Below are 26,503 nucleotides of genomic sequence, written 5' to 3'. Positions count from 1 at the left end.
TTTGTATTCTATGCTGGATGTTGTGCCCCCGACCTACAACCCCAACGAGCGACGGCGACATGTCGGAAACATGCTGCTGGAATTGATCGCCGACGAAGGCCTCGCCGGAACAAACATCCGAGCAGTCGCTGAACGCGCCGACTGCTCCGTCGGGGCAATCCAGAAGCACTTCCGCACCAAAGACGAAATGCTCGAATTCGCACTACAACTCGTGGGCGAACGAGTGGAAGCCAGGCTCCAGTCGGTCGATCGCACCGGCACCCTCGTCGACGTCGTGCGGAGTTGGTTACTCGCCACGCTCCCGCTCGACGCCGAAAGAAGAGCCGAAGCCCGAATTTGGGCGGAGTTTTCAGTCCGAGCGATCGGACATCGCCCCTACTCCGAAGCCGCCATTGCAGTCGACAACGACATCCGCGCAGCACTCACCCAGTATCTCGAGGAGGGGCGACGACAAGGCGCCGTTTCTGCAGACATCGAAACTTCAACTGTGGCCGATGCATTGATCGCAACCAGTGACGGTCTTGCGCTGACCATGCTCTACGACGAGGGCAGAGAAGTAGAAGCGTTGGCCGCATTGGATGTTGTCATCAATCGGCTCCTCCCACTTCCCTGAAACCTGACGTCCAGCAGCGCATGTAGATGGACCGTCTCGGTGAGTGGAAGATTCCGCGTTCCAAGTGCACGATCTCGTGAGAGAGTACCGCCCGCCGCTCGACCCAGTCGAGCCTGAATGCGAACAACGGCAACACTACTCGTCGTCCAGAATGCCGGAGTCGGTGCACTCACCGACTCGTACGGTGGCCGATTCGGACTGGCTCATAGGAGATAAAGAAGGGGCGCTCAGGCAGGCACAGGGACGTTCGACGGTGTGGGTACGACCTGTAGATAGATCGACAGAGATGGCTCGCCGTCTGTGAACGTCTCTACGCGGTACGTGCCTGGCTTCGGTATGACAGCGTTGGTCAGGTCGACGACGAGCGGGTTGGACATCGTTCGAGGGTCGTAGTCGTCTCCGGGTGTTTGCTGTAGTTCGGCCACGGCGAACAGTTCGGTGATAACCGTATTCGGCTCATCTGCGTCGACGAGTCGAATCTTGACCTCGACGTCCGGCTTGCCATTGGCGTCGAGAACGGCGACAAGGTAGAGGCCTAGATGACTTGGGAAGACCGGTCGGGTTGCGCGGCTGACTCCGCCTTCGAGGACATTGACCAATCCGTCTGTGACCGTGACGTGCGCGGAAAAGAAGAGCGAGCTAAACATGGTGCATGTCCTCTGCGTCCGTGGGCGTGAGTCTGGTTACGAGTGCACCCTGTCGACGGTCGGCAACTCCGGCTTCGCCGAAACTGAGATTGCTGTGCTTCGTGCCGCCAAAGACGATGGCCGGAGGTGACTGTGCGCTCTTATTGCTGTGTAGAACCAGGATTCGATAGGCGTCGTTCGCGTTGGGGCGCGATACGGAGGGCTTTCCGACGCCGAATACGTGGATTTCGGGCTCGTTTTCGGTCGCTGTCATCTCAAAGATCGCATCGATGGCGAGTGCGTACGCGCGGATCGTGGCCAGACGCGGGTTGGCGTCGATTCGCTCAAAGCGCGAGACGGCGCTCTTGTCGACGCCCATCTTCTCTGCGACGTCGGTTTGTGTCAGGCCGCGGTCGTTGCGAATTTTGACCAGCTGCAGCTTGAACGAAAGCTCCGTATTGGAGAGGCGTCGCGCTAGTACGGCGCTTCGCGTTTGTCGTCGAGGTGTGCGTGCCATGTTCTCAGCCTCCTGGGTTGATGCAAAAATCGCAACACCGGGTGTTGAACGCCACGTCAGAGGCTGTCCAAGCGGTGCCGGTAGTCGCATCTTTTCCAGGAGCACCATCTGGCGATGGATTCGAGCGCAGCCTTGATGTGCTTCGTCTGGGCGGTCTTCTGTTTGTTGTTCGACCAGCTCGTGTGCTTGAACTCGATGAGGGCTGCGAGCAAGGCGTGTTGATCAGATGGGGCCTCACCGAAGTACAGGCGGTATTTACGGTGGCCTCCGTCGGGTTCTTCTGGTCCCGCCGATTTGATTTCGGCCAGCCATGGCGGGTTGTGCCGACTGATCTTGCTCAGCCACCCGATAGGGGCGTCGTACTGGTTGTTGGGTAGGCCGCCCGGATCTTCCGCTATATCCATCATGTTGAGCAGATGCTCGATCTCCAGTTCCGATTCAGTCGAGTATCTGTCGAGTGTGCGGGTGTAGAGGTCGGTCTCGAACCATTCGCACCCACCCGCAGAGGCTTTCGAAAAGTGTTCACGTCGTTGAGGCAACTGGGCAATCCCTTGATCGAAAGAGCACGGCTCATGCCGCGTTTGTCCGGGATACGGATGCTACAACGACGGTAGGATTCGCCCATCTGAATGACCCTGGCAAAGCGATACATAACGCCAAGAAGCCTCTCGGCACTCCGGTGGTCAGTATCGACTTCGGATGTATGGGAACACAGGACACGTCCACGTTGACGGACGGACGAAGCGGCTTTCGCGGGAGGCAAGGGGTATCTGTTACCTTGCGGTGTCACCGACGTGGACGGACAAATGTCCCACCCTGTCCCCTTACCTCGTCCCAGCTTCATCTCAGTACCGTGGGCCGACAGCGGCAGGTGCACCGTCGAGGATCTCGAGATCCTCTGCAGAAAGAGTGAGCTGCGCAGCAAGGAGGTTGGCGTCGAGGTGAGTCGCCTTCGTCGTCCCCGGGATCGGGATGACGTGCTGGCCCTGCGCCAATACCCATGCCAACGCGATAGCTGCCGGCGTCGTGGCGTGGCGATCGGCGACTGACGCGAGGGCGTCGACGATTGCTTCATTTTGTTGCGCCGCCGAACCGGTGAACCGGGGAAGGGTCGTCCTGAAGTCGCTCGACGGCAGGGCCGCAGTATCGAGGCTCCCGGTCAGGAATCCGCGCCCCAGCGGTGAGAAAGCAACGAACACCGCGTCGCGGTCACGGGTCCAGTCGACGATGTTCCCGACAGCGGCACCATCAGGAGTATTGCCCTGCCCCAATGCGTCTCGGGTCCATACCGATAGTTCGGATTGAACAGCCGCCACCGGGTGGATACTGTGCGCCGCCTCGGCTTGCTCGACCGTGACTTCACTCAAACCCAACGCTCGAACCTTGCCTGCAGCAACAAGATCGGACAGCGCTCCCCACGATTCCTCGATCGGCACCTGATCATCGACGCGGTGCAGGTAGTAGAGATCGATGGTGTCGATTCCAAGGCGCCGCAGACTGTCATCGCACGCCTTCCGAAGGTGATCGGGACGGCCGTTACGTGTCAGTGTCGGCTTCCCGCTGTCCATGGAACCGATCAGGCCCGCCTTCGTCGCGATGACGACGTCGGCGTCAGCCACAGCGTTGCCGACAATCTTTTCGTTCTCTCCGGCGGCGTAAGCGTCACTGGTATCGAAGAAATCGATTCCCGACGCGAGTGCGTGGGCAAGAATCTCCGAGCCTGTGCGGGCCGAATCCGCGTCGTCGCGCGCATAGGCCCAGTTGATGCCCATGCAGCCGAGTCCGATGGCACTGACGTCGCGGTCGAGGGCGGGGATTCTACGAGTTGGAATTGACATGTGTGTACCCACTTACTGGTCGTTGTCCGTTGGATTGGGGACTGCGGCTCCCTCGCAGTCCAGCCCCTCCGAGATGAGGAGTTCGTAGTGTGAAATTTTCGACTCCAAAGCGTTGCTGGCATCGGTGAGGTGCCGTTGACGCTCCGCGATACGCGCGCGGTGCGCGGAGAGAATAGCGACCCGCTGACGATGCGTCGCCGGACCGCCGTCGATGAGCTTCACGAAATCGCGCATATCAGCAGTCGGCATACCCGTCGACCGAAGGCGAACAAGCAGATTCAGCAAGGAGACCATCCTCGGCGTGAAAACGCGTCGACCATTTGGTGATCGGGGAATGTCAGGAGTCAACCCCTCTCGCTCGTACCACCGAAGCGTGTCCTGGGTCAGCCCCGAGCATTCCGCCATCTCGGCAATTCCGATGCCCTCGGGTCGGCCAGTCGATGTTTGCCGTGCTGGTGCACTCATGAATGCGACAGTACGTCTTGGAGTGCACTCCAAGTCAACCTTCGATTCCGCGCTGCCCGGGTCGCCCGATCGCCCACGTGGCCGCCGAAATGGGCATCTCCCGCCACAGCGTCACAGGTCGTGGCCGAGATCGAATCCATGCGGTGAACCCGAAAATGGTCGGCCTCACGAATTACGTTCGAACTGCGCGCCGACGCCATCGGGATCTTCGCGAAACCACCCGGTCAGATGATGCACGTCGACATCAAGAAAGTCGGGAGAATCCCCGACGGCTGCGGTTGGTGTGCCCACGGGAAGTCGAACGCTACAGCCATATCCTCGCCGAGGAGGTGCGCTACTCCCGTGAACAGCAACGACGCACCGCTGTCGAAATCTGGAACGTTCACTGCAATTACCACCGACCGCCTTCAGCACGCGCAGGACGACCGCCTGCCGCTTACCGCCGGCCCGGCACCGCGTCACTGACGTCCGTACCTCATACCGCTAGCCTGTCCGTGTCTATCAACCATCGGGAGGCAGCACGTGCACGCATCCGGCAGGGTTAGTCCGATACTCATCACGGCATTGTTGCTCGCCGCAGCGGTTGGCTGCAGTACAGGACCGGACGAGAGTCACGCCCAGGTGGACCTGCGCCCGGCTCCCACTACCCCGCGCAGTGACGGCCAGGGCAGCTACATCCAGTTCGAATCAGGTTGGTTCGGGGCCGCAAGCCTTCCGGCCGGAACCGAAACACAGTGCACCACCAACTCCGACGGATCCTCCCGCGCCTTTTCAGCCGCCACCAGCGACTTCGCCATATTCGACGAAGGCAGCGCCAGACCAGGCGAGGACTTCTCGCTCAAACTCCTGTTCGGCCCCACCCACATCTCAAACGAGGCAGGAGAAAAGACGGACTACATGTCGCTGCAGTACGTCGACCGCGAGGGCGTCCACCATGACCTGACTGCCTTGGACCAGCTCGACATTCAAGTCGTCGACACCGAGATTGTCGGCGCGGGATTCTCGGCAACAACACGCTCGATCGAACCCGACTCGACCACCGATGTCACCGTCACAGGCTTCGTCAAATGCTCCTCAGTCACCGACGGCCCAGTGTTCTGATGATGCACACTCCGACACAGACACCCGCGGCCACGTACTGGCCATGCACTGTTCGCCTGGGCCCGGTTAGCGGCTTCACCAATGACAACCGCCGATGGCGTCTCGAACTGGCACCTCACTAACAGCGGCCCACCGCGGTCAGCGCGAAGCGCTTCCGAGGTCGTCACGGACATACCAAGCAACCCAAAACAGTGGAAAGCATGGAACGGCCAGCACCGCCAAGGCCCATTTACCGGTGCGGCGGTATTCACCGAGGCCGGTGAGAACCGCCAGAAACGCAACCAACACCACAGGCGTTGCGAGAACAAACAATGCAGCAGTCGTCATGTGGCGCTCCTGTCTGCGCTGGTTGGTCCTACCGTCGAACCTCAAATCGTCGGCCTCGCGTTGCCGCGACTGTGACGCAACGATATTCGTTGGCTTGCTTCCCACATCGAAACATAGCCGAGTGTCAAGGAAATCGGCCCTTGTGACTGATGTGTGGGGTCATCGGCGGCCCGGTAGTGAAGGTCGGTGTCCTCCGAGAGTGAGCATCGCCAGGGAGATGAGTGCCTCTGGACGGACAAATCCGAAAGCGATGCGAGTGAGGAGTCGGATCTTGGTGTTCATGGATTCGACGAGTCCGTTGGACAAGCAGTGTTCGATAGCAGCAAGGATCTGTTCGCGGTGGCCGCCAATGCGACGTTGCAGTGTGACGAACGATTCGATACGGCTGCGCCGTGCCCACTGAATCCAGCGTTCGAGTGCGTCGGCGGCCTGGTCGACGGGGAGCTCCGGTGTCGTGGTCGACGACGACGGTGAGGTACTTGTGGCCGCGTTTGTACGAGATCTCGTCGATCCCGATTCGTGTCAGGCATGCTATCGCGTCGATACCGGCGGCGGTGTCGGCCCACACCCGAGCGATGATCGATCCCACTGTGCGCCAGGCGATCCGCATCAGCTCGGTGATTGCCTTCTTGGAGCACTGTGTGGCCAACCAGGCGACCTGCTGATCGAACGAGCGCGTATGCCCGGCACCATGACGAGCCCACGGGGCCTGGCGCACCGTCGGCCCGTGGATGCGGCAATCAACCCGCGGAGCATCTCCCTCCAGGAAGATTTGAACGGTTCCCACATCCAGGCCGCGCCACTGCCGTCGACCTTGCCCACGGTCATACCAGGAGGCCCTCGAACCGCAAGCTCCACATCGACCCCTGGTCGCACTTGCAGGCCTTGCATGCGCCACGATCGATTGTGTGTCGTCGTCGAATTCGACGTTCTCGACGTTCTCGACGCCCAACACAGTGCGCCATAAGCTAGCGTTCTGCACGCCGTTCTCCGTTCTTCAGTTTTGACCTTCGACAAGCCAAAACCTAGACGGGGGAGGGCGTGTGGCCGCTCAGGCGCGATCAGCGACCCAACCGTGATGGCTCGGAAAACCAACAGGATCCGAACCCTGGAGCGCGGCCACGGCGTAGCCCCCGCGGACGGCCACTAATTACCTCCAGCGAGCGTTGCGTGGGTTACGTGACATCGAGCCAGTTCCCGGCCGGGTGGCCGTCGCTTCTCACAACTAGAATCGAACAACGTTCTGTATCCGAGGATGGGAAAATGCATGTCGCGCTATGACGACCTGGTCAGCAAGGTCCTTCACGGGATTCTAGAGATCGACGACTGGCTCTCGATCGCGGATGTATTGCTGCTTATGGGGACGAGCTCGGGGGATGCAGATCGCTCGGATGTCAGGTTAATTCTGGATTGCGTCAACAACAGCGATCTGTTGAAGCTCGGAAGGGTCAGCGACAAGTATGACGAAATCCCGAAGCCAGTTCCGGTAGAGGCTTTGCTCGATCACATTTTCGAGACCACGGACTCCTCCGATAGATCTGGGCTGATGATGGCGCTTTTCCTCGCCGATGTATGACCGGCTGCTGCGGATGCGCCGTGCCAGGATGCGTCGGACGTATCGGGGATCTGGTCAAAAGGGATTGAGCTAGAGGAGCCACAGTCGCTCGTGAGACGATTACGCGATGCCAGGTATTCGAGTCGCGTGGGCCGTGCTCGCAGTAATCGCCGTAGCGCTGGGCGTAAGGGCCACCGACTGGCCGATGCTCCAAATAACCAACTGCGAACTCGGCTTGACGATGGCTCCAGAAAGCTGTGAACAGCCGCTACTCGACTACTTCCGATTCCCGCTCGTCCTCGTGCTGGCGATCCCTATTGCGCTTTTTCTGGTCGCCGCGGTCGTCTGCAGGTCTTCGATGTCATGGGTAGCTGCAGGAACCATGCTGGTCCTGACGGCAGTGGGCTTCTACAACGCGGGCATGTCGACGCCATCGTTGTGGTCGCCGCTGGCAAGCGCTGCCCCGGTGACGGTACCGGCGCTCGTGCTGGCGGTCTTCCACCAGCTGGCCGCCTCGCGCAAGTCCAGCAATCAGACGATGCCACGTTGACGGACCGGCCGTGACGGCCCGGCGGCGATCAAGACAGCGGCCAGCACACACAGAACGAGTACTCCGAAATTGTCGATCGGGATAACTGGATCGTCGCGGGAGTAGCGGGCCTGCTCTTAAAAATAACTCTGTCCAGCTTGGAACACCGACAACACGACCAGAACAATTGCCGCCTGGCCTGACACGAATCGGGATCGACGAGATCTCGTATAAACGCGGCCACAAGTACCTCACCGTCGTCGTCGACCACGACACCGGAGCTCCCCGTCGACCGGGCCGCCGACGCACTCGAACGCTGGATTCAGTGGGCACGGCGCAGCCGTATCGAATCGTTCGTCACACTGCAACGTCGCATCGCCGGGCACCGAGAACAAATACTCGCTGCCATCGAACACGGCCTGTTCAACGGACTCGCCCGCTTCCAGAATACGAGCGTGCATTCGCCGAACTCGCGGACGAACCCGCGGCGTGGCGCCGAAACGGACAAGTCGTCGCTGTGCGATTTCCGGACCCGGAGGGGCGACGAGACGCGGCGGGACGAGTCATCCCCCACGAATTCGTGGTCTTTGGTGACGGGGCCGACGTCGTGAACTCGGTGTACGACGGAGAACAGCACCTGTGGCCACTGGTCGAACAATCCTTCGAACATGTGTGGGACGCCGATACAACGCCGTCCTTCGCCGACCTGCGGTTCGAATGAGCCGCCTCGGTTGATATGTAGGAAAACTGATATGTAGGAAAGTTTGTCAAGAGGGCATGGTGAGGCGCCGCCGGGGAGCTACCCCGATGGCGCCTCGTAACTTCCTCGGCGAGTGTGCCGCAGAACCACGAATGCCGCACCTGCTGCCAGGACCGAGCCGACGGACACCGCGGTGGACGTCCACGTCCAGGCGGTCGGGGAGAACGTCGGCTCGATCGTGGTGAGCGGGGTGTAGGCCGTCCAACCGAACTCGGCGACGATCGGAATCGACACCGCGATCGGCGTCGTCACCGACATCGTCGCGGCGGGTACATCCGTAGGAAGCAGCGAAGCGTAGAGCAAGCCGACAGCGAAGGGAAGCACGAAAACGTTGGCCCCCATGTTGATCCAGTCGAGCGGTGGATCGGTGAACAATCCCGTAGCAGCGACCACCGCCAGGAGCGCGAAACCCGTCATCGGTGAACGCCATCGCCACCCGACCACCGAGCCCGCCAACAACAGCGCAACGAACACGAGCGCTGTCGACATCTCGAACGAACCGGTGGAGCCGGCACCCAGATACGCCAGCGCGGCGAGAACGACAGCCCCGGACGCGGCAGGAAGAGCGAACGCCGCGCCGACCAGTAGCGGGATCACCACAAGCCCGAGCAACCACCGATTCTGCATGGCCTCGCCGGTCCCGAGGCTCCACACCGATCGCTGAAACAGCCAGTAAAGCACCAACCCGGCAACAGGAATTACTATCCCTACCAACAGGACTCGACCCTTGTTGTCCACGGGTTCGGGTTCTTTGTCGAACGCTTTCATCGACGCCGACACAGCCAACAAGACAGCGAACACACCGAGCGCGACCAGTAGATACGTCTGCGGTGCATCAGGCTCGAGGTAGTCGGCGTAGCGACGCGACATGCCTTCGCTTTCCAGCGGGCCCGCCATAGCCGTCGCGGACACCACGCCGACCACCAGAGCGCACTGCAATGTTCGACGCTCCCGCATGCCGGTGAGAGCCGCGACACCGCCGAGAATCAGCCCCGCTGCAAGAGCCCGCAATTGCAACTGCCCGGCCGGTTGCACGAGCGAGACGACCGCAAGCAGCACGACGCCGAATCCCGCTGCCGCACCGGCACTCCGGGTACGTGATACCACCGTCGCAATCACCACGGCAACAATCGCACCCAGCGTCGCCGCCGACGCGGCACTGTCGAAGAAGACATCGAGCCGGTCACCGCCGGAGACGAACGCGAAGTTGTGCGAGACCGTTGTCGTCAGCGTCAACGCCGCCACGAACGCCCCCGCCAACAGGGTCACATGCGCGAGTGCGCGCTTCCCATTCATCCGTTGACGTTCTGTAGGAAGACCACGAAGGCAAGTATGCCAACGAGTAAGACGGCGTTGGCTTTCCAATAGCGCTGCAGCACAGCCGCGAATTCGCGTAGGAAAGCCTTTCGCGAGTGGGTCCGGGCAGCTCTGGCCCCCGTCACATGAGCGTTGATACCCAGATCGCGGGTGAGCCCTGCTGTTCTCAGCACATGAAAGTCGCTGGTGACGACAATCATCGGCTCAGATGTCAGGCCCGCCGAGTCCAGTAACTCCTTGCTGTACACGAGATTCTCGCGGGTATTCCGCGACTCCGTCTCCGCAAAGACCTTCGCCTCCGCGACGCCCCGCGCAGCGAGGTACTGCTTCATCGCAGTGCCCTCGGCCACCGACTCGTCGGTCCCCTGCCCACCCGACACGATCAGAGCTGGCCAGCTGCCGGCCTCGATCTGACCGTTGTACACCCCGAGCGCACGATCCAACCGGCTCGTCAACAGCGGAGTGACGCTGCCGCCCGGACCTAACCCGCAGCCCAACGCGACGACAGATGCACTCCCCTCCGGCGGCTCGATACGTCCGTAAATCAAGGCGTACACGGCAAACGCTGCGAGCTGCACAACCAACAACACCGCCGCCCACAGCACGAAAAACCACAACTCGAGAACGACCACCGCGATCAGAAGTACAAGCCCGAGCACCGCGACGAGGCCGAGCGCAACCGCACGTGCGTCAAAGGACATTTGTCGAACCTATCCGACAGCTATGCCCCACCGCAGGTCTCGGTGATCAAAGGTTCGATCGGATCAGCCGTCAGAGCAATCACTCCCGCGAGCCGCGCCTGCATGCACAAACCACCCGACATCCACTCGTCCCAATCGATCTCGTCCTCTTCATCCAGATAACCCTCGGGAACCGAGCGATCCGAAGGGTCAGCCACCCGCCCCAACTCGAAATGCCGCTCGATGCCGCCATCGACGGCGTACACGAACGTCGACAGCAAATTCACATCCCACTGCACAGTGATGCTGGTGCCGAACGCATCCGACAACCGCTCCGGCAGCGGTGGCAACACCGCATTGATCGCGAACTCCTCGAGCACCCACACCCAGCCACCGGCAACACCCGCAAACCTCTGCGCCAGATCATCATCACCGAGCGAATCCATCCACTCGTCGTCACTCATCCCCGCAGCCCGGCGCACCTTCCTCGGGTTCACGGAATTGAACACCTCGAGCACAGCCTCCGGATCAGCGGAATGCACCAGCGTGAAACACAAACCCATATCGAAGCGGTCGTCCTCCTCGACCCACGCAAAATCGTCCTGAGAAATTTCTGTCGACGTCATCAGGACAGCTTTCCACTCGAAGAGGCACCAGCCCAACACGCAGCAGTCCCCGGACAATTTGTCGCAATACAGGACCTACAGTCGGCTCCATGTCCGACACCGCGAACTACGACGTGTACACCCTGGAGCTAGGCCCGGTCGACACCCTCGGCGAAATGCATGAGCTCGAAGGTCTACTGCTGATCAGGTGAACTGACAGATGCGGTACTGCGACTGACTCAGCAACGAATGAGTCAGTCGTACAACGGTTATCGCCTCGGCCAGCGCGAAGGCTGCCTGGTGATAGGTGACGACCTCTGGCAGCATCTCATCAGGTTCTCGACCGAGGTGAAAGCCACCGATCCGTTCCATGAGCGGAAGAAGTGCATCAGGGTCCTCGCCGCTCCGTGAGTCTGCGAACATCTTCTCGAACGTTGTGACCGTCGACCCGTCTCGGAAGAACTTGAAGTAGCTGATGGCAGGGTTTCCATCGATGCTGACCACTGTCCGACCAACCGATAGTGACTGCTTGGCATCGTCACCGAGGTAGCCGTAGGGCTCGTAGAATACGACGGCATCATCGACTTGAAGGAGACCGCCGATCAGATCGAACCCGTGGTCATACGCGAATTCGGTGAGGGCTTCGTAATCACCGCTACTCGATGCGGTCACCGCCGGTAGCACTGCCGCTACGTCGTCGATGGTCGCTGAAGTGCAGATCGTCAAACAGAATCCCTCGTCGAACAGAAATGGATTATCTCGGATCCATGCGTAATCGGTGTAACGCACGTCGGTCATCGTCCTAATCTACGTCGATTGCCCTGATCAAACCTGTCGGTATCGCGTGTAATCAGAAGGCTTCACATACCTGTGACCGTTTCTTGGATGACGCGTAAGCATCGAGCATAGAAACGTCCGCTTGCATTCCGGCACCAGTCAAGGCCCGAACGCCAATTCACGATCCACTGCGAGTTCATCCGTTGACGCGCCGTTGTATGGAATGCGGATCTCAATGAGGGAAGCAACCCCGAGCGTATGAGGTGCACACTCTCGACTGTTCGGCTCGTGCAAGCTGCGAGCGCAGCGTTGTATCGGTGACCTGGGTGGGCCGGTTCCGTTCAGTCGGTCATCGAGCATGGCGGGGACAAATGGGTGGTGTGTCGTTTCTGACGTCGACACTCAGAGGGCTGGGCCTGACCGCTTCGCTCGGACGGCTGCTGGCGAACCGAGTTCTGTACCGATTGCCGATCGCCGTCAATCCGTCGAGGTGCCGTCCGGCATCGTTGCCTCAGTGAGATCTGCACCGGTCAGGACAGCAGTGCCGATTTTCGCGCCGGTCAGGTTGACCTTGCCTAGATAGGTACCAATCAGGATGGCGCCGGTCAGGTCAGCGTCAGCGAGGTACGCGCCGGTCATGTACGCGCAAGAGAGATCCGCTCCGGCGAGATTCGCGTGCCCGAGAAAGGTTGACGTCAGATATGCCAACGTCAGGTCTGCATCCCTCAGACAAGCCCGCGTGAGGTAAGCGCCGGTGAAGTTGGCGTCGTGAGCGGTCACTCCAGTGAGATCGGCCCTCGCCAGATCAGTGCCGACGAATTCGGCGGACGTCAGATCGGCGCCGGCGAGGGTGGCGTCGGTGAGATCGGCTCCAGACAGGTCGGCACCGGTGAGGTCCACGCCCGACAAGTTTGCACCCGCCAGGTTCACCCCTGCCAGATCGGCGTCGACGAGACTGGCGCTCTTCAGGCCACGGACTCGGAGGGAATTCCAGGCCGCGACATCCGTGCGGAGTAGTTCGAGGAGATGCGTCTGCGCTGTCGATGTCATTGAACCCCCGGTAGGACAAGCACAGTGACTGGCCACCACCTGACCAGGGCAACCAACGCCACCGAGCATCAAGTTGACAACGTCAACCTAGCAGCGACTCGTTGACAGCGTCAACAACCTCATATCCTGAGGAGGTGCAAGAACAGACCCGAGACACGCGCAGCACCTTGATAGCCGCGGCCAGCGACCTCTTGGCACGGGGCGGGCCCGCTCACGTCACACTGCGAGCAGTCGGCGCGGCCGCCGATGTGTCGCGGACCGCGCCGTACCGCCACTTCCAAGACAAAGACGATCTGCTCAGTACGGTGGCCGCCGAGAACCTGACGTTCTTGAAAGCGGAGATGCAGCGCGCAGTAGCGGACCCCGCGACAGCTTCCACCTCGCTGTTCCGCGCCTGCCTTGCCTACGTCCGTGTCGCCTGGGAATACCCGAACCATTACCGACTCGAGTTCGGAGGCGACTACGCGTTCAAGCCGAGCCGGGTGCTGAAAGAGACCGCTACCGACTTCACCAGCTATTTCCATGAACTGGTCGTCGAGGCGCAGCGGAGCAACATTCTCATCACCGGCGACGCCCGGGACGTCGGCCCGCTGCTCTGGGTCCTGTTGCACGGGCTGGCAATGTCCAACCACCTGATTACCGACCGGACAGGCGAATCCGGGACAGGCTACGGAGTCGACGACCTGCCGCGCATTCTCGGTCTGGCCTTGCGAAACCTCACCCCACACTGAGCGGGAATTGGATCGACTCCGGGGAGTTCATGTCCCCGTTGCCGGAAACTGAGAACTGCTCCTGTCCAGATGGTTTCGATACCTGACTGTCGCATCGGTTAGAAGTACCTCGAGCAGTTCGGTCAGTGCCGGCAGTGCGGTCGTCGCTCCCCTCGTGGAGTCGATGGTCCGCTTCTTTGACCAAACAGGCCCCATGAGATCAAGCATTGGCTAGGTTCTCGACATGCAGAGGAAACTGATTGCGGCGCTCGGCTCGGTAGTTGCGTTGCTGTTCGCCGGAACCGGCCAGGCCTCGGCGTCGGAACTCCCGGTGTCGTACGACTTCTTCGGCGGCATCGTGCCGGAGCTGACCAATCCCGGTGGCTCACTACCCGGTTCCAACGACTACGGGTGCGTGCCGTCCGAAGAACATCCCGACCCAGTGGTGCTCGTGCACGGAACCGGCGGCTCGCAACAGACCAACTGGGGGACATACGTTCCTCTGCTGAAGAACGAGGGATACTGCGTTTTTGCGCTCACCTACGGTGCACCGGACGGGTTGCCCTGGCCTGCAACGGCAATCGGGGGCATGGGAAACATGGAGGACAGCGCGAGCGAGTTCGCCACCTTCGTCGACGGAGTTCTCACCGCTACCGGCGCCTCCAAGGTGGATGTCGTCGGCCACTCCCAGGGCACGATCCTGCCTGCCTACTACGCGAAGTATCTGGGTGGCCGCGACAAGATCGACAAATACATCTCGATCGCACCCGCATGGAACGGCACCACCGTGGCAGGAATGGACCTCATATTCGAACAGGCCCGGCGACTCGGAATGAAAACCGAGGACCTACCGATCTGCCATGCGTGTGGCCAGCTCGATCCCGACTCGTCGTTCATGCGGGCGATCCGGGAGGGTGGCTACTACTACCCCGAGATCGAGTACACCAACATCGCAACGAAGTACGACGAACTCGTCGTCCCGTACTCCTCGGCCCTGCAGCCCGGTGGCGACAACGTTCACAACATCCTCGTCCAGGACGGATGCGACGTCGACTTCACCGAGCACGCCGGCATCGCCGGATCCCGGCGAGCGGCCCACTTCGTGCTCAACGCCCTCGATCCAGAGAATCCGCGGCCGGTCCCCTGCGATCGAGCGGCACCTTTGTCCGGCTCGGCCTTCTGAGCGCACAAAGCAATCGAGTAAGTGCGTCCCGGCGGCGGTCAATCGAACCGAGCCAGGCCACCGCGGATGTAGGGCGCAATGCGAATACGAGGTCGGGCGGGCCCCGGACATACTCGCCGAAGGGCGGCGTCGATACGCATCGGGATACCGAACCGCCCATCCCCCGAGGGGGCAGTTTCAACCCGTACATACTAGTTGTTACATTCCCTGCATGACTTCTCGAGACCGACTGACGGATGCGATGGCGGATCTGCTGTGGGACCGCGGTTATGCGGCAACCAGTCCACGTGACGTGATGGCTCGTGCCGGTGTCGGCCAGGGCAGCATGTATCACCACTTCAGCGGAAAGCACCAACTCGCCGTCGAGGCACTATCCACCATTGCCGGTGATCTGACGGCCGCATCCGCCGCTCTCGAAGAAGGGGGCTCTCCGCTGAAACGGATGAAGCAATATCTCTCTTTGCCGCGCCCAGGAACGTTGGGCTGCCGGGTGGGACGAATGACCCAGGACCCGCAAGTCGTCGCTGACGAAGAACTCATCGCTATCGTCGCTGATGCTTTCGACACGATGCTCGATCGGTGGGAACAGACGATCGCCGCCGCGATCGCCGCAGGCGAGCTACCGACAAGCATCGACCCAAGCGACCTTGCCCGAACGCTGTCCGCCGTGATCCAGGGCGGCTATGTGCTTGCTCGCGCCAAGGGCGAGCAAGGCCCTATGGACGCAGCAATCAGGGGCGCACTTTCGCTGCTCGACGCCGCCCAACTGGCAATCATCACCGAGTCATGATCAACAAGGGGACACGAATGACAGCTCGCATCGGGATCAACGGTTTTGGCCGAATTGGCCGCAGCTACCTCCGCGCCGCACTACTCAGCAACGCCGACATCGAGGTTGTCGCAATCAACGACATCGCCGATGCGGCAACCCTCGCCTCGCTCCTCGAATGGGATTCGTTTTCTGGGCACTTGGCCGGTGTGCATGTCGACGGAAATACGATCGTCGTCAATGGCGCTCGGATCCGCGTCACCTCCGAACGCGAGCCGGCCCGTATCCCCTGGGGTGATGACAACGTGGACGTCGTCATCGAATCCACTGGCCGATTCACGGGCACCGCGAGTGCTCGGCAACACCTGGCCGCAGGGGCGCAGAAGGTTATCATCTCGGCACCCGCCGACAGCGACGTTCCCGCAATCGTCCTCGGAGTAAACGACGACGCTGTCGACCTGGCGGGAAATATCTTCTCGAATGGCTCCTGCACGACAAACTGCCTCGCGCCTATGGCGAAGGTGCTACACGAAGCATTCGGCATCGAATCCGGTTTGATGACAACGATTCACGCTTACACCAGCGACCAACGCCTCCAAGACGCTCCGCACACGGACCTGCGTCGGGCGCGCGCTGCCGCATTGTCCACGATCCCGACCTCCTCCGGTGCTGCCAGTACCATCGGGCGGATCATCCCCGAGCTGGATGGAAAGCTCACCGGCCTTTCGCTGCGTGTTCCTGTGCCTATCGGATCAATCACTGACCTGACCGCCAAACTCAGCCGACCGGTGACCGCTGAGGAAGTGAACACGGCCTTCCGCAGTGCTGCCGCCGCCCCGGAAATGTCGACATATCTGGCCTACTCCGAAGCACCGCTGGTGTCGGCCGATATTGTCGGCAACCCTCACTCCGCAATCTTTGACGCCCCGCTCACTCAAGTCATAGGGGATCAGGTCAAGGTCTTCGCCTGGTACGACAACGAATGGGGATTCTCCAACCGCCTAGTCGAACTGTCCCAGCGCATCGCCGAGAGCGCTCAACCGTAAACGACCGTGGTCTCGACAGGTCAACACATCCCCGACAACAAAGTGGGTCAGCCCTAGAAGATCGGGTCACCACGCGCTTCGCGGATGACGGCCGGCCCCGAACGAATCGAGACCGGATCTGCACCGCGTCCGTGCCCGGATTCTGGGGCGAGTAATCATCGACTGATCCATTTGCTTCATCGATGTGTATACGGGATCAATCTCGCCGCCAAGAGGATTCGTTGGATCTGCAAGTTCTCGGTGGAAACAGCGAATCGATTTCCAGCACGGAGTTAAAGATCCGTCTCTGACGTGGCGCTTCACAGAACTACTCGGGTTCGGATGGCGTACCGGTCTGCTTCGGGAATGCACAGTTCGGCGAGTACGAGTCAAGGGGCGCAATCAGGATGCACCGGGCATCGTCGACTATCGGGCGGTCTACGCTTTCACCGCAGGGGGTTGAGTGGGGTCCCACACGCCGTCAGTGGTCCCGTCCTGAACATGACGCTCGTACGCGATCACCTTTTCATGGATGACCTGGAGGTCGGCGTTCAACGAGGCAATCCGATCCCGCGTATGTTGCTCATGGTTTCGAAGCACCGCGAGACGCTCGGCTTCATTGCCAGGCCCGGCCCGGACAAGATCTGCAAACGTCCGGATGGTCGCCAGCGGCATCCCCGAAGCACGAAAACGGTTGCACAACTTCAACCACTCCACATCCGCCGGCGCATATACCCGATGACAGCTCCCGCTCCTAGGGACATCACGAAGCAGCAGTCCCTCACGCTCGAAGAATCGAAGCGCGTGCACGCTCAAGCCCGTCACGTTGGCAACCTCGCCGATTGACATTTCCTCGGTGATGGACTCCACCGCGCGAGTCTACGGCTTGACCTAGAGCCTGCTCTAGGTCATAGCGTCAGCGGGCATGACACCTCCCGTACAACAGCACCCCATCGGTTCTCAATTCGATTCCCGTAGTACCGCGGCGGATGTTCTTGGCGGTGTCGATCTTTCCGGGCTGGTCGCGCTGGTCACTGGCGGTGCATCCGGGCTCGGCCTCGAGACGACCCGCGCGCTCGCTAACGCGGGGGCAACAGTGGTGGTCGCGGCGCGCCGCGTCGACACTGCCACCAAGGCCGTCGCTGGGATCCCCTCGGTTGAGGTCCACGAACTCGACCTCGCGGACCTCGCGAGCGTAGAGCGGTTCGCGGATCGCTATCTGGAATCGGGGCGTCGCCTCGATCTCGCGTTCGGTGCCGCCGGCATCATGGCCTGCCCGGAAACGCACGTCGGGGAAGGCTGGGAGGCCCACTTCGCAACGAACCACCTCGGGCACTATGCCCTGATCAACCGGCTTGTGCCTGCTCTCACTCCCGGTCGAGCCCGCATCGTGTTGTTTTCCTCCTCCGGGCACTTTCTCTCCGGCATCCGGTGGGAAGACATGCACTTCAGTGGTGGCTATGACCGTTGGGCGGCGTACGCGCAGTCCAAGACTGCCAACGCGCTGATGGCCGTGCACCTCGCCGCAGTCGCTGGCCCGCGGGGAATCAGCGCGTTCTCGATTCATCCCGGCAGCATCCTGACCCCCCTACAACGCCACATCCCTGAAGAGGAACAAATCGAGCTCGGCTGGATCGATCCGAATGGGCGTCAGGTCGACGGGTTCAAGACTCCAGAGCAGGGTGCAGCAACCGCTGTCTGGGCGGCGACCGCTCCAGGCCTGGATGCGTTTTCCGGGGCGTACTGCCAAGACTGCGACATCGCCTCTATGGCCATCGACAACGACATGCTCCTTGGAGGCGTCAAGCCGTGGGCGATCGACCCCGTCGATGCCGCCCGACTGTGGACCCTCTCCGCATCCCTTACCGACGTCAACGCCTTCACCTAACCCCAGTGGATCCGACTTGCTCTACATCGGTTGCTGACCGGCAAGTCGTGCCGGTCTTGTCCGGGGTATTTCGACCGCTGGCCCGCCTAACGTTTCAATGGTTGTCGGCATTCAAGCGATGTCACGGATCGATAGGATGCGTCATCCCGCGACCTTTCGCGTACAAACAGCCTGTGACGGTTCCAGCAGCAGCATGGAGTTCGCGGCTGACGTGACGGTCGTCGCCGGAAACGTTTCTGTTGGTGAAGATCGGGTGATAGGGCCACACTGCAGTCAATTCGTCGGTAGCGGGCGTCCTCTACCCTCCGGAGGATAACCTGCGCGGCGACCGGTCTAGCAGGAAATAGGCAGCGATGAAGGCATTTTCGGCGACTTTGGCGTTTAGTCTAATTCGATTCTCGGGTGAGACCTCGAGCCATTCCAGCCCAATGACACTTCTTTCAGTTTGATGCCCCTCTACCTTCAAGTTTCGTCGGGATCGAGATTTACGGAGCTGCCCCAGTGGGCCGACTACCGCGCAGAACTTATCGAGAAATCTGTGCAGATGTAGATCGTGACCGCCTAGTGCAGCTGAATTGACTGAGCAATCAGTCTGCGTTGGCGGAAGGCTTTGCTCGATGGCCGAGAACGACCTGCAACAAGTGAACTAACTTCGCTCGCTCTTGAGGGGTGAGGTCTTTGAGCAGCTCATCCTGCGCGATGGACAAGCGGTCATGTATTTCGATCATTCGCCGTCGCCCTGCATCGGTGATGCGGACTAGATTACGGCGAGGATCCTCGGGATCGGCTTTACGGGTGACACTTTGAGAATCCTCCAACTCAGCGATTCTGTCTGCTACGTCTTTGCGATCCATGCGCAAGTGCTTGCCGGCATCAGCTTGACTGCATGGCCCGAATTCGTCGAGTGCGCACAGAATTGCGTAATGGTAGCGGCCCGCACCCACCGCATCGAACACCTCTCGTGAGGCTCGAGCAGCGGTGACCGCTGTCTGTGTCATCAGCCAACTGGGAGTCTGCAGCAGTCGGCGCGGTGGTTGATAGGCCATTGAATACCCCTTGCGTTGGTGTCACCAACAGCCTACCGTTCGTTGGTGACACCAACATAAGGAGCCTCGATGACCGAAGGACCAAGACCCTGGCAGGTGCTTGCATGCGTTGCCACGGCTCAATTGATGGTTGCGGTCGATGCCACCATCCTCGCGCTCGCACTCCCGAGCGCGATTCCCGACCTCGAGCTTTCGAGTGCCGGAGCCACTTGGGTAATGGCGGGGTATGTACTCACTGCGGGATCGCTGATGATCACCGGAGGTCGCATTGCCCAAGCCTTGGGTTACACACGAATGATGACGTGCGGACTGGTCATTTTCGCGGTTGCCTCAGCGGTGGGGGGAAGCGCGGACAATGCGGGAGTTCTCATTGCCGCCCGGGTAGTTCAGGGTGTCGGTGCCGCTGTGCTGACCCCGGCAGCGATGGCACGATTGTCAGCTGCCTTCCCCGGCGCTGATCGCCACCGGGCCTACGGCATCTTCGGAATGATCATGGGTAGTGGAACCGCTGTCGGTGTCCTGCTCGGCGGGATCCTGACCGAGTCCGCCGGTTGGCGATGGTGCATGTACGTCAACGTGTTGTTCGTTGTTGTAGCACTGATCTTTTCGGTCTATGCGAGGGACTCTCCCGAAAGGTCCCCGGGCCATCTGAGAGGAGCATGGCGGGGGTTGATTCTTGCCGCCGGTGCAGGCGCCCTGCTGCAAGCGTTGACTGTGACCGACAACCCGACCGAGGCCCTTGTGTTCGCACTTGCAGGGCTGATCGTGATCGTCGTGTTTTCGGTCCTGGATCGGGCTTCCAGCACTCCATTGATTCCAGTCGTGCTGTTCACCGATAGCGCCAGGGCGAGCGCCTACCTTGCGCTTTTCCTCTGGGGAGTGGCTACTATCACGACCTTCGTTTGGGTCAGCGGAACGCTCCAGCGAGATCTCGGTTTCTCACCCCTCGCAGCAGGCGCGTTCTTCCTTGTCTACCCAGCGACTATTCAAATTGGATTGTTCGTAGGACGCCGCGGACTGCTCGGCTCATCTGCGAACGCAATCAGTATCGGCTTAAGTTTGATCGGCTTCGGGCAGGCAGTCTTGGCATTGGTCCCGATGAGCCTGTTCAGCATGCTATTTGCCCTCGGCGTCATGGGGTTTGGCACCTCGCGTGTGATGCCGACTGCAAACAGTTCCATGAACCAGAACGCAGGTCTTCATGCTGGCGTCGCTGGGGCTATAGGGAGCACCCTGCAACAACTCGGTGCCAGTGTCGGCCTCGCCATCCCGGTGGCGCTGGTGCCCGTCACCGACCACGCCGCATCGGTGGCCGCAGGGGTCGCCGCAATCTCACTCACCCTTGGTGCAATATATGTTTCTGTCACCCAGAAAGCGGCCGAATCGAAGGCAACCATCGGACCACGGCCATGAAATTAGTGTTTCGGATTTGCATACCGGCGAGTATTGCGTTGCGCACCGACACCGCACGCGTCGAAGGCCGCCACCACTATTTCGCGGCGGCGACCTTCGCTGTTGATGGTCAGTGTTGATGTGGCGGTGGGACCTTGCCGCCGGCTGCGACGTCACGGATCCAACCTGGGACGTCGACGTTGTCGGAGTCGGCAGTTTCGACGTAGGCGCGTGCTGCTGCGCCGGCCGAGTTCGGCGGCGTCGTCGTCGCTGACGGTGCCACCTGCGTCCCTCAGCGACTTCAGACCACCAGGTAGCCCAGCTTTTTTGCAGCGCCAGTGATGCGGCCCGAAAGGTCAGGATGACTCAACGGTAAAGAAAGCACTGGTCGAATGGGCATTGCAGCGCCAGCAGGTGTGAACAGCGCTACGCAAGGCCCGCCGGCGAACCGGCTGTTGTATCGCAGTCCGTCAAGGTTCGGGAATGCCTCCACGACGTGGCGTGCCCATTGCTGAGTGACTGCATGCTGTCCGGTCGATAGTGCGAAATTTCCGCCAGTGCGCGTCGCCCATGCTCCATCGCTATCGGTCGCAACGTCAAGGACGGTGATCGGTCGGTTGAACGAAAGACCCGTCAGATAGGGGCGATTGCACTCTCGATCGATCGTGCGATCTACCTGAAAGGCGTCGGCTAGAGCTACTTCCGGAGTTGATGCGCCGTACCAGACACCGCGACCGATCGGGTCATAGCCGAGAGGTAGGGCGTGCGGGTCGAAGCGCAACAGCGGTCCGTAGGTACACATTTTGCTCCCAGGCCAGCACATGGTCGCCGTCGGTCCCATGAACCCGCCACCACACCTCCTCGGCCGTAATCGCCCGTAGTTCACCGTCCTGGATCCCCAACTCGCGCAGCACTTGTGGGGAAGGTGAATCCGGCAGCATCGGACTTGGATTCGACGTCACGAACCTACCCAGTCGCCAACCTCGACAAGCTGCAGCACCGAGTCGACCGGCTCTCCGGCCATGCTTCCCCTCGCTGTCGCCGGCGACCGGACGTGCCACGGTCGAGCAGTGCGAACAAGTTTGCCGCCCCGAGTGGGAGCCCCCGCCTAGTCCTCTGTGAACACTGCAGACAGGAGCGGAGGCCACCAGGTCGGTGACCATCCCTCAATTCCGGAGTCGGTCCACCCCCGTTTCAGCTTCCGATAACTCGAACCTGGATGACCGTTTGTGAAGTCCACTTCTGCACGCAAGATCTCAGAAGATGACTAAACGCTCGTAGAAAGCCTCATCACCAAGCCGCTGTCGATCCAAGTCGCGCCGAACCTCGACACGCGCGGAATCGAGTTCGACTAGGCGATTCTCGGCGTTTGCGATTGTGCTCGTCAGTCTCGCCAGGTGGCTGTGAATTCGTACCAGGGACCGTCCAAATGTGTTGCGGTGAAGTCATCGAACCCGGCGGGTTCACCGTCGGGTGAGTACACCCATCCCACAGTGGTGAGGAAAATGCTGCCCTCGTCGTGAAAGTAGACTTCGCCTTCCGGGGTTGCCTGAGCGAACCCTATGTCGAACGGCCCAATTTCGAAATCCTCGCGAGTAGTTCCGGGCGTTCGCAGCAGATCCGAGGCGACAGTTTCAAATTCGGCTCGATCACCGAGAATCGATTGCGGTGGTAGCAGCACCAATGCAGCCATACCTACGCCTACGCCGATCGGCGCCGGAAGGATCCACCAGGACCATCGACGATCAGCCAAGAGAACGTACAGAGTGCGAATTGCCCAAAATACGGCTAAAGCGAGGAAAAGGAAAAGCAGGGCGAGGGTGACGAGCAGAGGGTCCAGCCAGGCGAACACCCCAAACGGGGAAGGCCACCAGTTGCGCTGAAGACAGATCCACACCATGACGGCGGCGGAGACAATCGCCAGGAAGATTGAGCCAGGTGGCTTCCGCAATGCAGGCTCGCCGATCAATTTCTCAGCTACCCACTCATCCAGGGCCTGGAACTTCGTCATCAAGCCACCATATCTGCGAGCGGTTCGACTGAGCTGGTCCAAATCATGTGAACCGGCGTCGCCATCATGGGATATCGCACGTTTCGAGTTCTGGACACCCGTCGATTCTATGGAACGCTACACGCACCGTCATTGTCCGAATTAAGTTCTGATTCAACGTTATCCGGCAGGCAACGGAGGCCCGGACAGCATCTCCGGGCCTCGCTTTTCGAGCGCAACAATTGCAGCGACAACGATCAGCGCGGCGCTTGCAATTCCTGGCAGCCAGGTCGGATCCGGGGCGTACAGGAAGAACAGCACATTTTTAAGCTGATATATCGCCGATGGCAGCAAGATGAGCGCTCTCGTTCGACGCATCCTGCCGATCAAATACAGCACTTCACAAATCAAGCCAACCATTGCCAACAAAATCAAAGGAGGCCCTCGGTGCCACTGCCAGAAAACTTCCCGATAACTTTCGTCCTGGAAATTATAATTGGCGAACACGACAGACGCGGCCAAGAGGAGCGCACCCGCAACCCAATTGATCGGGTGGCGCGGTAGTTCGCGGATCCTAATCAGAGTCCACTTCTGAACTCGTACCGCATCGTCCGTTGTGCCATCAGCCCATCATCCCAGGCATTCGACCGTCGACGCCTACTGCCCCGGAGGAGTACGTAAATCAACGGGAATGCCGGAGGTGCTATGGCAATGAGCCCGGAGAGCGAGTACATCCGCACCGGTCCGATGTGCTGCGGGGGTGGGACTGGGCACGCGGTCGGTCATATCTAAGGTCTGTCACCGAGGAGTCGTTCCAACTCCGAGCCGGCGTTCGGACAGTCGGCGTCGGACAGTCGTTGCAGCTCAACCAAGTCGCGGCTCTCGACCGCGCGACGGGTCAGCAAGAGCCCGGCATGCTCGCTGCCCTCATCGAGCAGTTCGTTCAGTGCATCCACGTCGTTTCGGGCATCCGCGAGGTCGGCGAGCCGATCCAGCGCGGTCTCGTTGCCTTCGTCGGCAAGCGCACGGAGGATCGTCTCATCGGCATCGGCATCGTGATCAGTCATGAACTTAGTGTGCAGCCTTGCCCCTGGGGCAAGGTCAAGTACAGAATGATCGATGATCACCATCGGGAAACTCGCCACCTACGCAGGCGTGTCGACGAAAGCAATCCGTGTTTACCACGCCAAGGGGTTGCTGCCTGAACCGAAACGGGACGCCTCCGGCTACCGACGCTACGACGCGCAAGCAATTATCGACCTGACACGCATCATCACCCTCGCTCAGGCCGGCGTCCCGCTGGCCCGCATCCCCGCGGTCCTATCCGCCGACGCAGCCACCGAACACATAGATCAGATCGATACTGAGCTACGCGACCGCATCCGCCAGCTCCAGCAACGTCGGATCCGGCTACAGCACCTCGATCAGCCCGAGCGGCTATGCCTCCCGGCCGAAGCCATCGACTACATGGAACGGCTCCGCGCAATCTGCCTGTCCGACCGTCACGTGAACGCAATCCGCGACGGTTGGATCCTGGGCTACGCCATCGCCCCCGACATCACCCGAGCCATCCTTCCCACACGCACCGCGTTACTGAGCGATCCGGAGTACATCACGGTGCTCCGCGAATACGACGACGCAATCGACTGGAATCCCGACGACCCCCGACTCCTCCAAATCGTAGACGCAGCAGCACTACTCGCTGAGCACATGACGCTCGTCTCCGACCTTCCCGATTTCGACAAAGCGCCCCCAGCGACCCTCGAGATCCTCACCGGCCATCAAGGCATCGACAGCCCCGCGTGGAGGCGCCTCGAAGAGCTCCTCACTCAACGATTAACAGAGCAGGGAGCGCCTCGCGATTACTGATCTCCAAGTGCCTGGTCGACCAGCGCAGGCGCTGAACCTACTAAAGTCTTCAACACCACTCGTGTTCAACATGATCCAGCCTTCGGGTGCGTGTTTCGGCTGCTCTGCTGGCGGCAGCGAACCGACCCGCGAACATGCAGAACGGCACTGGGCCGATGCCGGTCTATCGATGTTCGTCGCTGGGCACCCGAAGCGCGCCCGCGCCGTCGATCACCATCGCCAGGCCTATTTCGAACGAGTCCGCGAACGAATACCCCGGCTGCATCACGTGTTCGCCGGCGAACTGCGCCATCCGCGGGAACTTTCTCAGATCCATCGCATCCCGAATCTCCGGTGCCGAACCCGGAAGGTCGATACTCGCGAGCATGGCCTCCTGCAACGCGAACCCATAGACGAACGCATCGACCACCGCGTAAGTGTGGGCAGCCGCGGACAGCGAAAAGCCGTTCGAGAGAAGCACATCGAGCACAGCTTCATGATTGGTCAACGTCGCCTCGCCCGGGCTGACCCGCGTCTCCATCAACGCAGTCGCCCACGGGTGCCGACCCAGCGTCAACCGAAGCGACCGTGACCTGCGCGCCAACTCTTCACTCCACACCCCGCCCGCCACGGGCAGATAGACCTCGCCGAAAACGTGATCGACGAGCGCGTCGAGAATGTCCTCCTTGTTGGCGACGTGGTTGTAGATCGCCATGGGGCGAACCCCGAGCTCGTCGGCGAGCGCCCTCATCGTCAGCGCCGGTACGCCGTCACGATCTGCCAGCGTCACCGCGCAGGCTACGACGCGTTCCCGCGTCAGCGAGTTTCGTGGAGCGCGTGCCTTTACCATCGTTCCAGAGTAACGTACTTTGTACGTTATCAACTTCCCGGAGGCCGGCTGATGAATCAAGCACACACGATGCGCGCGATACTGCAGCCGCGCTACGGAACCATCGAAACACTCGTCGTCGGCGAAACCACGATCCCCACACCCGGACCCGGCCAGATACTGGTGCAAGTGCGAGGCGCAGGCATTTCCCGCGGCACCGTCCACCTCCTCACCGGCCTCCCCCGAGTGATGCGCCTCTTCACCGGCCTCCGCACCCCGCGCCGACGCATCCCCGGCCTCGACGTCACCGGAGACATCGTTTCCATGGGCAAAGGCGTCACCGATTTCCATGTGGGACAACGAGTATTCGGCATCGCGAAAGGCTCACTGGCCGAATACGCCATCGCCGACGCAAAATCCCTCGCACCCGCACCCGCCGGACTCGACGACGCGCACGCCGCCGTCCTTGCCGAATCCGGGCTCACCGCACTCCAAGCCCTCGATGCCGCTCGCGTCGAACAAGGCACGCGACTACTGATCATCGGAGCGTCCGGCGGGGTCGGCAACTACGCCGTCGCGATCGCTGCCGCCAGGGGCGCCGACATCACCGCAGTGTGTAGCGGCGCAAAAGCCGAGATCGTCAAAGGTTGGGGCGCAACGCACACCATCGACTATCAGCGCGAGGACCACACCACAACCCAACATCCGTACGACGCCATCCTCGACATCGCCGGCGGCACACCACTACCGCAGCTCCGCCGAATCCTCGCCGACGACGGAACAGCAGTCTTCGTCGGAAACGAAACCGGCGGCCCCTGGACCGGAGGCTTCGAAAAGCCATTCCTCAACGCTGCGCGCATGATCCCGAAGCGACAGCGCTACGCAGTGGTGACAGCGCGCACCCGGCGCGAGGAGTTGGAGCGCCTCGCCGACATCATCGAACGCCACCACATCGTCCCCGACATACACCGCACCTACCCGCTCGATTCCGTGCCCGCAGCACTGGACGAACTGCAATCAGGACGTGTCTGCGGGAAGATCGCCATCACCATCTGAATCCGCA

At 60.9% G+C, this 26,503-nt stretch carries 31 protein-coding genes and 4 pseudogenes; 15 read left to right on the top strand and 20 right to left on the bottom strand.

From position 1 onward, the window contains the following. Positions 1 to 22: 22 nt before the first annotated feature. Entirely contained in the window at positions 23 to 613 is a 591-nt protein-coding gene (locus BJD99_RS13690; protein WP_218775721.1) for a TetR/AcrR family transcriptional regulator, read from the top strand. A 227-nt stretch (positions 614 to 840) separates the two neighbouring features. On the opposite strand, the gene BJD99_RS13685 is transcribed toward BJD99_RS13690, so the two are convergent. From BJD99_RS13685 to BJD99_RS13665, 5 genes are all read right to left on the bottom strand, one after another. Beyond that, positions 841 to 1,260 (bottom strand): hypothetical protein, encoded by a 420-nt coding sequence (locus tag BJD99_RS13685; protein WP_084347435.1) that lies wholly within the window; start codon positions 1,258 to 1,260, stop codon positions 841 to 843. Further along, the gene (locus BJD99_RS13680) at positions 1,253 to 1,864 is read right to left on the bottom strand and encodes a helix-turn-helix domain-containing protein (RefSeq protein WP_084347433.1); all 612 of its coding nucleotides are present in this window, start codon (positions 1,862 to 1,864) and stop codon (positions 1,253 to 1,255) included. The genes BJD99_RS13685 and BJD99_RS13680 overlap by 8 nt, the downstream gene beginning before the upstream one ends. After that, positions 1,813 to 2,295 carry a hypothetical protein gene (locus BJD99_RS13675; protein ID WP_084347431.1) on the bottom strand — a complete coding sequence of 161 codons (483 nt, stop codon included), beginning with the start codon at positions 2,293 to 2,295 and terminating at the stop codon, positions 1,813 to 1,815. Before BJD99_RS13675 ends, BJD99_RS13680 begins: the two co-directional genes overlap by 52 nt. 306 nt (positions 2,296 to 2,601) lie before the next feature. Beyond that, positions 2,602 to 3,594, bottom strand: a complete 993-nt coding sequence (locus BJD99_RS13670; protein ID WP_084347429.1) for an aldo/keto reductase — start codon at positions 3,592 to 3,594, stop codon at positions 2,602 to 2,604. A gap of 12 nt (positions 3,595 to 3,606) precedes the next feature. Next, positions 3,607 to 4,059, bottom strand: coding sequence for a MerR family transcriptional regulator (locus BJD99_RS13665; RefSeq protein WP_084347427.1), 453 nt, complete (start codon positions 4,057 to 4,059; stop codon positions 3,607 to 3,609). Between the two features lie 2 nt (positions 4,060 to 4,061). On the opposite strand from BJD99_RS13665, the pseudogene BJD99_RS21300 reads away from it, so the two are divergent. Both BJD99_RS21300 and BJD99_RS13655 read left to right on the top strand, forming a co-directional pair. Next, a pseudogene (locus BJD99_RS21300) lies at positions 4,062 to 4,523 on the top strand (hypothetical protein); the annotation flags it as partial. Between the two features lie 58 nt (positions 4,524 to 4,581). Further along, complete coding sequence (locus BJD99_RS13655) at positions 4,582 to 5,160, top strand: hypothetical protein (RefSeq protein WP_136170175.1); 579 nt, start codon at positions 4,582 to 4,584, stop codon at positions 5,158 to 5,160. A gap of 138 nt (positions 5,161 to 5,298) precedes the next feature. Here the strand turns inward: BJD99_RS13655 and BJD99_RS20785 are convergent, their stop codons facing one another. Further along, positions 5,299 to 5,487: a hypothetical protein gene (locus BJD99_RS20785; RefSeq protein ID WP_143542160.1), complete on the bottom strand. Its 189-nt coding sequence runs from the start codon at positions 5,485 to 5,487 to the stop codon at positions 5,299 to 5,301. 159 nt (positions 5,488 to 5,646) lie between these two features. Beyond that, a pseudogene (locus BJD99_RS13645) lies at positions 5,647 to 6,469 on the bottom strand (transposase). A 285-nt stretch (positions 6,470 to 6,754) separates the two neighbouring features. Here BJD99_RS13645 and BJD99_RS13640 point away from each other — a divergent pair. From BJD99_RS13640 to BJD99_RS21520, 4 genes and pseudogenes are all read left to right on the top strand, one after another. Further along, positions 6,755 to 7,063 (top strand): hypothetical protein, encoded by a 309-nt coding sequence (locus tag BJD99_RS13640; RefSeq protein WP_084347420.1) that lies wholly within the window; start codon positions 6,755 to 6,757, stop codon positions 7,061 to 7,063. A gap of 106 nt (positions 7,064 to 7,169) precedes the next feature. Beyond that, entirely contained in the window at positions 7,170 to 7,592 is a 423-nt protein-coding gene (locus BJD99_RS13635; protein WP_143542159.1) for a hypothetical protein, read from the top strand. A 178-nt stretch (positions 7,593 to 7,770) separates the two neighbouring features. After that, positions 7,771 to 7,851 (top strand): annotated as a pseudogene (locus BJD99_RS20780) (transposase); the annotation flags it as partial. Positions 7,852 to 7,891: 40 nt separating this feature from the next. Next, complete coding sequence (locus BJD99_RS21520) at positions 7,892 to 8,182, top strand: hypothetical protein (RefSeq protein ID WP_373270543.1); 291 nt, start codon at positions 7,892 to 7,894, stop codon at positions 8,180 to 8,182. 188 nt (positions 8,183 to 8,370) lie between these two features. Here BJD99_RS21520 and BJD99_RS13625 read toward each other — a convergent pair whose 3' ends face one another. The 5 genes from BJD99_RS13625 to BJD99_RS13605 all read right to left on the bottom strand — a co-directional run bounded on the left by BJD99_RS13625 (position 8,371) and on the right by BJD99_RS13605 (position 12,760). Further along, a complete protein-coding gene (locus BJD99_RS13625; protein ID WP_084347417.1) occupies positions 8,371 to 9,627 on the bottom strand; it encodes a hypothetical protein in 1,257 nt (418 codons plus the stop codon). After that, complete coding sequence (locus BJD99_RS13620; protein WP_084347415.1) at positions 9,624 to 10,349, bottom strand: YdcF family protein; 726 nt, start codon at positions 10,347 to 10,349, stop codon at positions 9,624 to 9,626. Before BJD99_RS13620 ends, BJD99_RS13625 begins: the two co-directional genes overlap by 4 nt. A gap of 20 nt (positions 10,350 to 10,369) precedes the next feature. Further along, positions 10,370 to 10,954, bottom strand: coding sequence for a DUF6461 domain-containing protein (locus BJD99_RS13615; RefSeq protein WP_084347413.1), 585 nt, complete (start codon positions 10,952 to 10,954; stop codon positions 10,370 to 10,372). 183 nt (positions 10,955 to 11,137) lie between these two features. After that, positions 11,138 to 11,731 (bottom strand): DUF6461 domain-containing protein, encoded by a 594-nt coding sequence (locus BJD99_RS13610; RefSeq protein WP_084347411.1) that lies wholly within the window; start codon positions 11,729 to 11,731, stop codon positions 11,138 to 11,140. Positions 11,732 to 12,187: 456 nt separating this feature from the next. Next, positions 12,188 to 12,760: a pentapeptide repeat-containing protein gene (locus tag BJD99_RS13605; protein ID WP_084347409.1), complete on the bottom strand. Its 573-nt coding sequence runs from the start codon at positions 12,758 to 12,760 to the stop codon at positions 12,188 to 12,190. Positions 12,761 to 12,894: 134 nt separating this feature from the next. Between BJD99_RS13605 and BJD99_RS13600 the strand changes: the two genes are divergently transcribed. The 4 genes from BJD99_RS13600 to gap all read left to right on the top strand — a co-directional run bounded on the left by BJD99_RS13600 (position 12,895) and on the right by gap (position 16,468). Then, positions 12,895 to 13,491, top strand: coding sequence for a TetR/AcrR family transcriptional regulator (locus BJD99_RS13600; protein WP_179142332.1), 597 nt, complete (start codon positions 12,895 to 12,897; stop codon positions 13,489 to 13,491). A 223-nt stretch (positions 13,492 to 13,714) separates the two neighbouring features. Further along, entirely contained in the window at positions 13,715 to 14,653 is a 939-nt protein-coding gene (locus BJD99_RS13595) for a triacylglycerol lipase (protein WP_084347405.1), read from the top strand. Between the two features lie 211 nt (positions 14,654 to 14,864). Next, complete coding sequence (locus BJD99_RS13590) at positions 14,865 to 15,443, top strand: TetR/AcrR family transcriptional regulator (RefSeq protein WP_084347403.1); 579 nt, start codon at positions 14,865 to 14,867, stop codon at positions 15,441 to 15,443. A 17-nt stretch (positions 15,444 to 15,460) separates the two neighbouring features. Next, on the top strand, positions 15,461 to 16,468 hold the full coding sequence (gap, locus tag BJD99_RS13585) for a type I glyceraldehyde-3-phosphate dehydrogenase (RefSeq protein WP_084347509.1): 1,008 nt from the start codon (positions 15,461 to 15,463) through the stop codon (positions 16,466 to 16,468). 417 nt (positions 16,469 to 16,885) lie between these two features. Here the strand turns inward: gap and BJD99_RS13580 are convergent, their stop codons facing one another. Next, positions 16,886 to 17,317 carry a MerR family transcriptional regulator gene (locus BJD99_RS13580; protein ID WP_256895681.1) on the bottom strand — a complete coding sequence of 144 codons (432 nt, stop codon included), beginning with the start codon at positions 17,315 to 17,317 and terminating at the stop codon, positions 16,886 to 16,888. 55 nt (positions 17,318 to 17,372) lie between these two features. Here BJD99_RS13580 and BJD99_RS13575 point away from each other — a divergent pair, with 55 nt between their 5' ends. Next, positions 17,373 to 18,335, top strand: coding sequence for an oxidoreductase (locus BJD99_RS13575; protein WP_084347401.1), 963 nt, complete (start codon positions 17,373 to 17,375; stop codon positions 18,333 to 18,335). Between the two features lie 587 nt (positions 18,336 to 18,922). Here BJD99_RS13575 and BJD99_RS13570 read toward each other — a convergent pair. Further along, positions 18,923 to 19,333 (bottom strand): MarR family winged helix-turn-helix transcriptional regulator, encoded by a 411-nt coding sequence (locus BJD99_RS13570; protein ID WP_084347399.1) that lies wholly within the window; start codon positions 19,331 to 19,333, stop codon positions 18,923 to 18,925. A gap of 117 nt (positions 19,334 to 19,450) precedes the next feature. Here BJD99_RS13570 and BJD99_RS13565 point away from each other — a divergent pair, with 117 nt between their 5' ends. Beyond that, on the top strand, positions 19,451 to 20,794 hold the full coding sequence (locus BJD99_RS13565) for an MFS transporter (protein ID WP_084347397.1): 1,344 nt from the start codon (positions 19,451 to 19,453) through the stop codon (positions 20,792 to 20,794). Between the two features lie 109 nt (positions 20,795 to 20,903). Here BJD99_RS13565 and BJD99_RS20985 read toward each other — a convergent pair whose 3' ends face one another. From BJD99_RS20985 to BJD99_RS13545, 5 genes and pseudogenes are all read right to left on the bottom strand, one after another. Beyond that, the gene (locus BJD99_RS20985; RefSeq protein ID WP_179142331.1) at positions 20,904 to 21,056 is read right to left on the bottom strand and encodes a hypothetical protein; all 153 of its coding nucleotides are present in this window, start codon (positions 21,054 to 21,056) and stop codon (positions 20,904 to 20,906) included. Positions 21,057 to 21,074: 18 nt separating this feature from the next. Continuing rightward, positions 21,075 to 21,714: pseudogene (locus tag BJD99_RS13560) on the bottom strand (RES family NAD+ phosphorylase). Between the two features lie 443 nt (positions 21,715 to 22,157). Beyond that, on the bottom strand, positions 22,158 to 22,784 hold the full coding sequence (locus BJD99_RS13555; RefSeq protein WP_084347395.1) for a DUF1109 domain-containing protein: 627 nt from the start codon (positions 22,782 to 22,784) through the stop codon (positions 22,158 to 22,160). 159 nt (positions 22,785 to 22,943) lie between these two features. Continuing rightward, positions 22,944 to 23,285, bottom strand: coding sequence for a hypothetical protein (locus BJD99_RS13550; protein ID WP_084347393.1), 342 nt, complete (start codon positions 23,283 to 23,285; stop codon positions 22,944 to 22,946). 266 nt (positions 23,286 to 23,551) lie between these two features. Beyond that, entirely contained in the window at positions 23,552 to 23,830 is a 279-nt protein-coding gene (locus tag BJD99_RS13545) for a hypothetical protein (RefSeq protein WP_084347391.1), read from the bottom strand. Positions 23,831 to 23,882: 52 nt separating this feature from the next. On the opposite strand from BJD99_RS13545, the gene BJD99_RS13540 reads away from it, so the two are divergent. Then, entirely contained in the window at positions 23,883 to 24,632 is a 750-nt protein-coding gene (locus BJD99_RS13540) for a MerR family transcriptional regulator (RefSeq protein WP_084347389.1), read from the top strand. A 163-nt stretch (positions 24,633 to 24,795) separates the two neighbouring features. Here BJD99_RS13540 and BJD99_RS13535 read toward each other — a convergent pair whose 3' ends face one another. Next, on the bottom strand, positions 24,796 to 25,461 hold the full coding sequence (locus tag BJD99_RS13535; protein WP_084347387.1) for a TetR/AcrR family transcriptional regulator C-terminal domain-containing protein: 666 nt from the start codon (positions 25,459 to 25,461) through the stop codon (positions 24,796 to 24,798). Between the two features lie 51 nt (positions 25,462 to 25,512). Here BJD99_RS13535 and BJD99_RS13530 point away from each other — a divergent pair, with 51 nt between their 5' ends. Further along, complete coding sequence (locus BJD99_RS13530; RefSeq protein ID WP_084347385.1) at positions 25,513 to 26,496, top strand: NAD(P)-dependent alcohol dehydrogenase; 984 nt, start codon at positions 25,513 to 25,515, stop codon at positions 26,494 to 26,496. Positions 26,497 to 26,503: the final 7 nt, after the last annotated feature.

This window comes from Rhodococcus sp. 1163, from assembly GCF_002091985.1.
Lineage (GTDB): Bacteria > Actinomycetota > Actinomycetes > Mycobacteriales > Mycobacteriaceae > Rhodococcoides.
The sequence above is the reverse complement of the archived record's forward strand: the minus strand, read 5'-3'. Positions and strand labels throughout refer to the sequence as shown.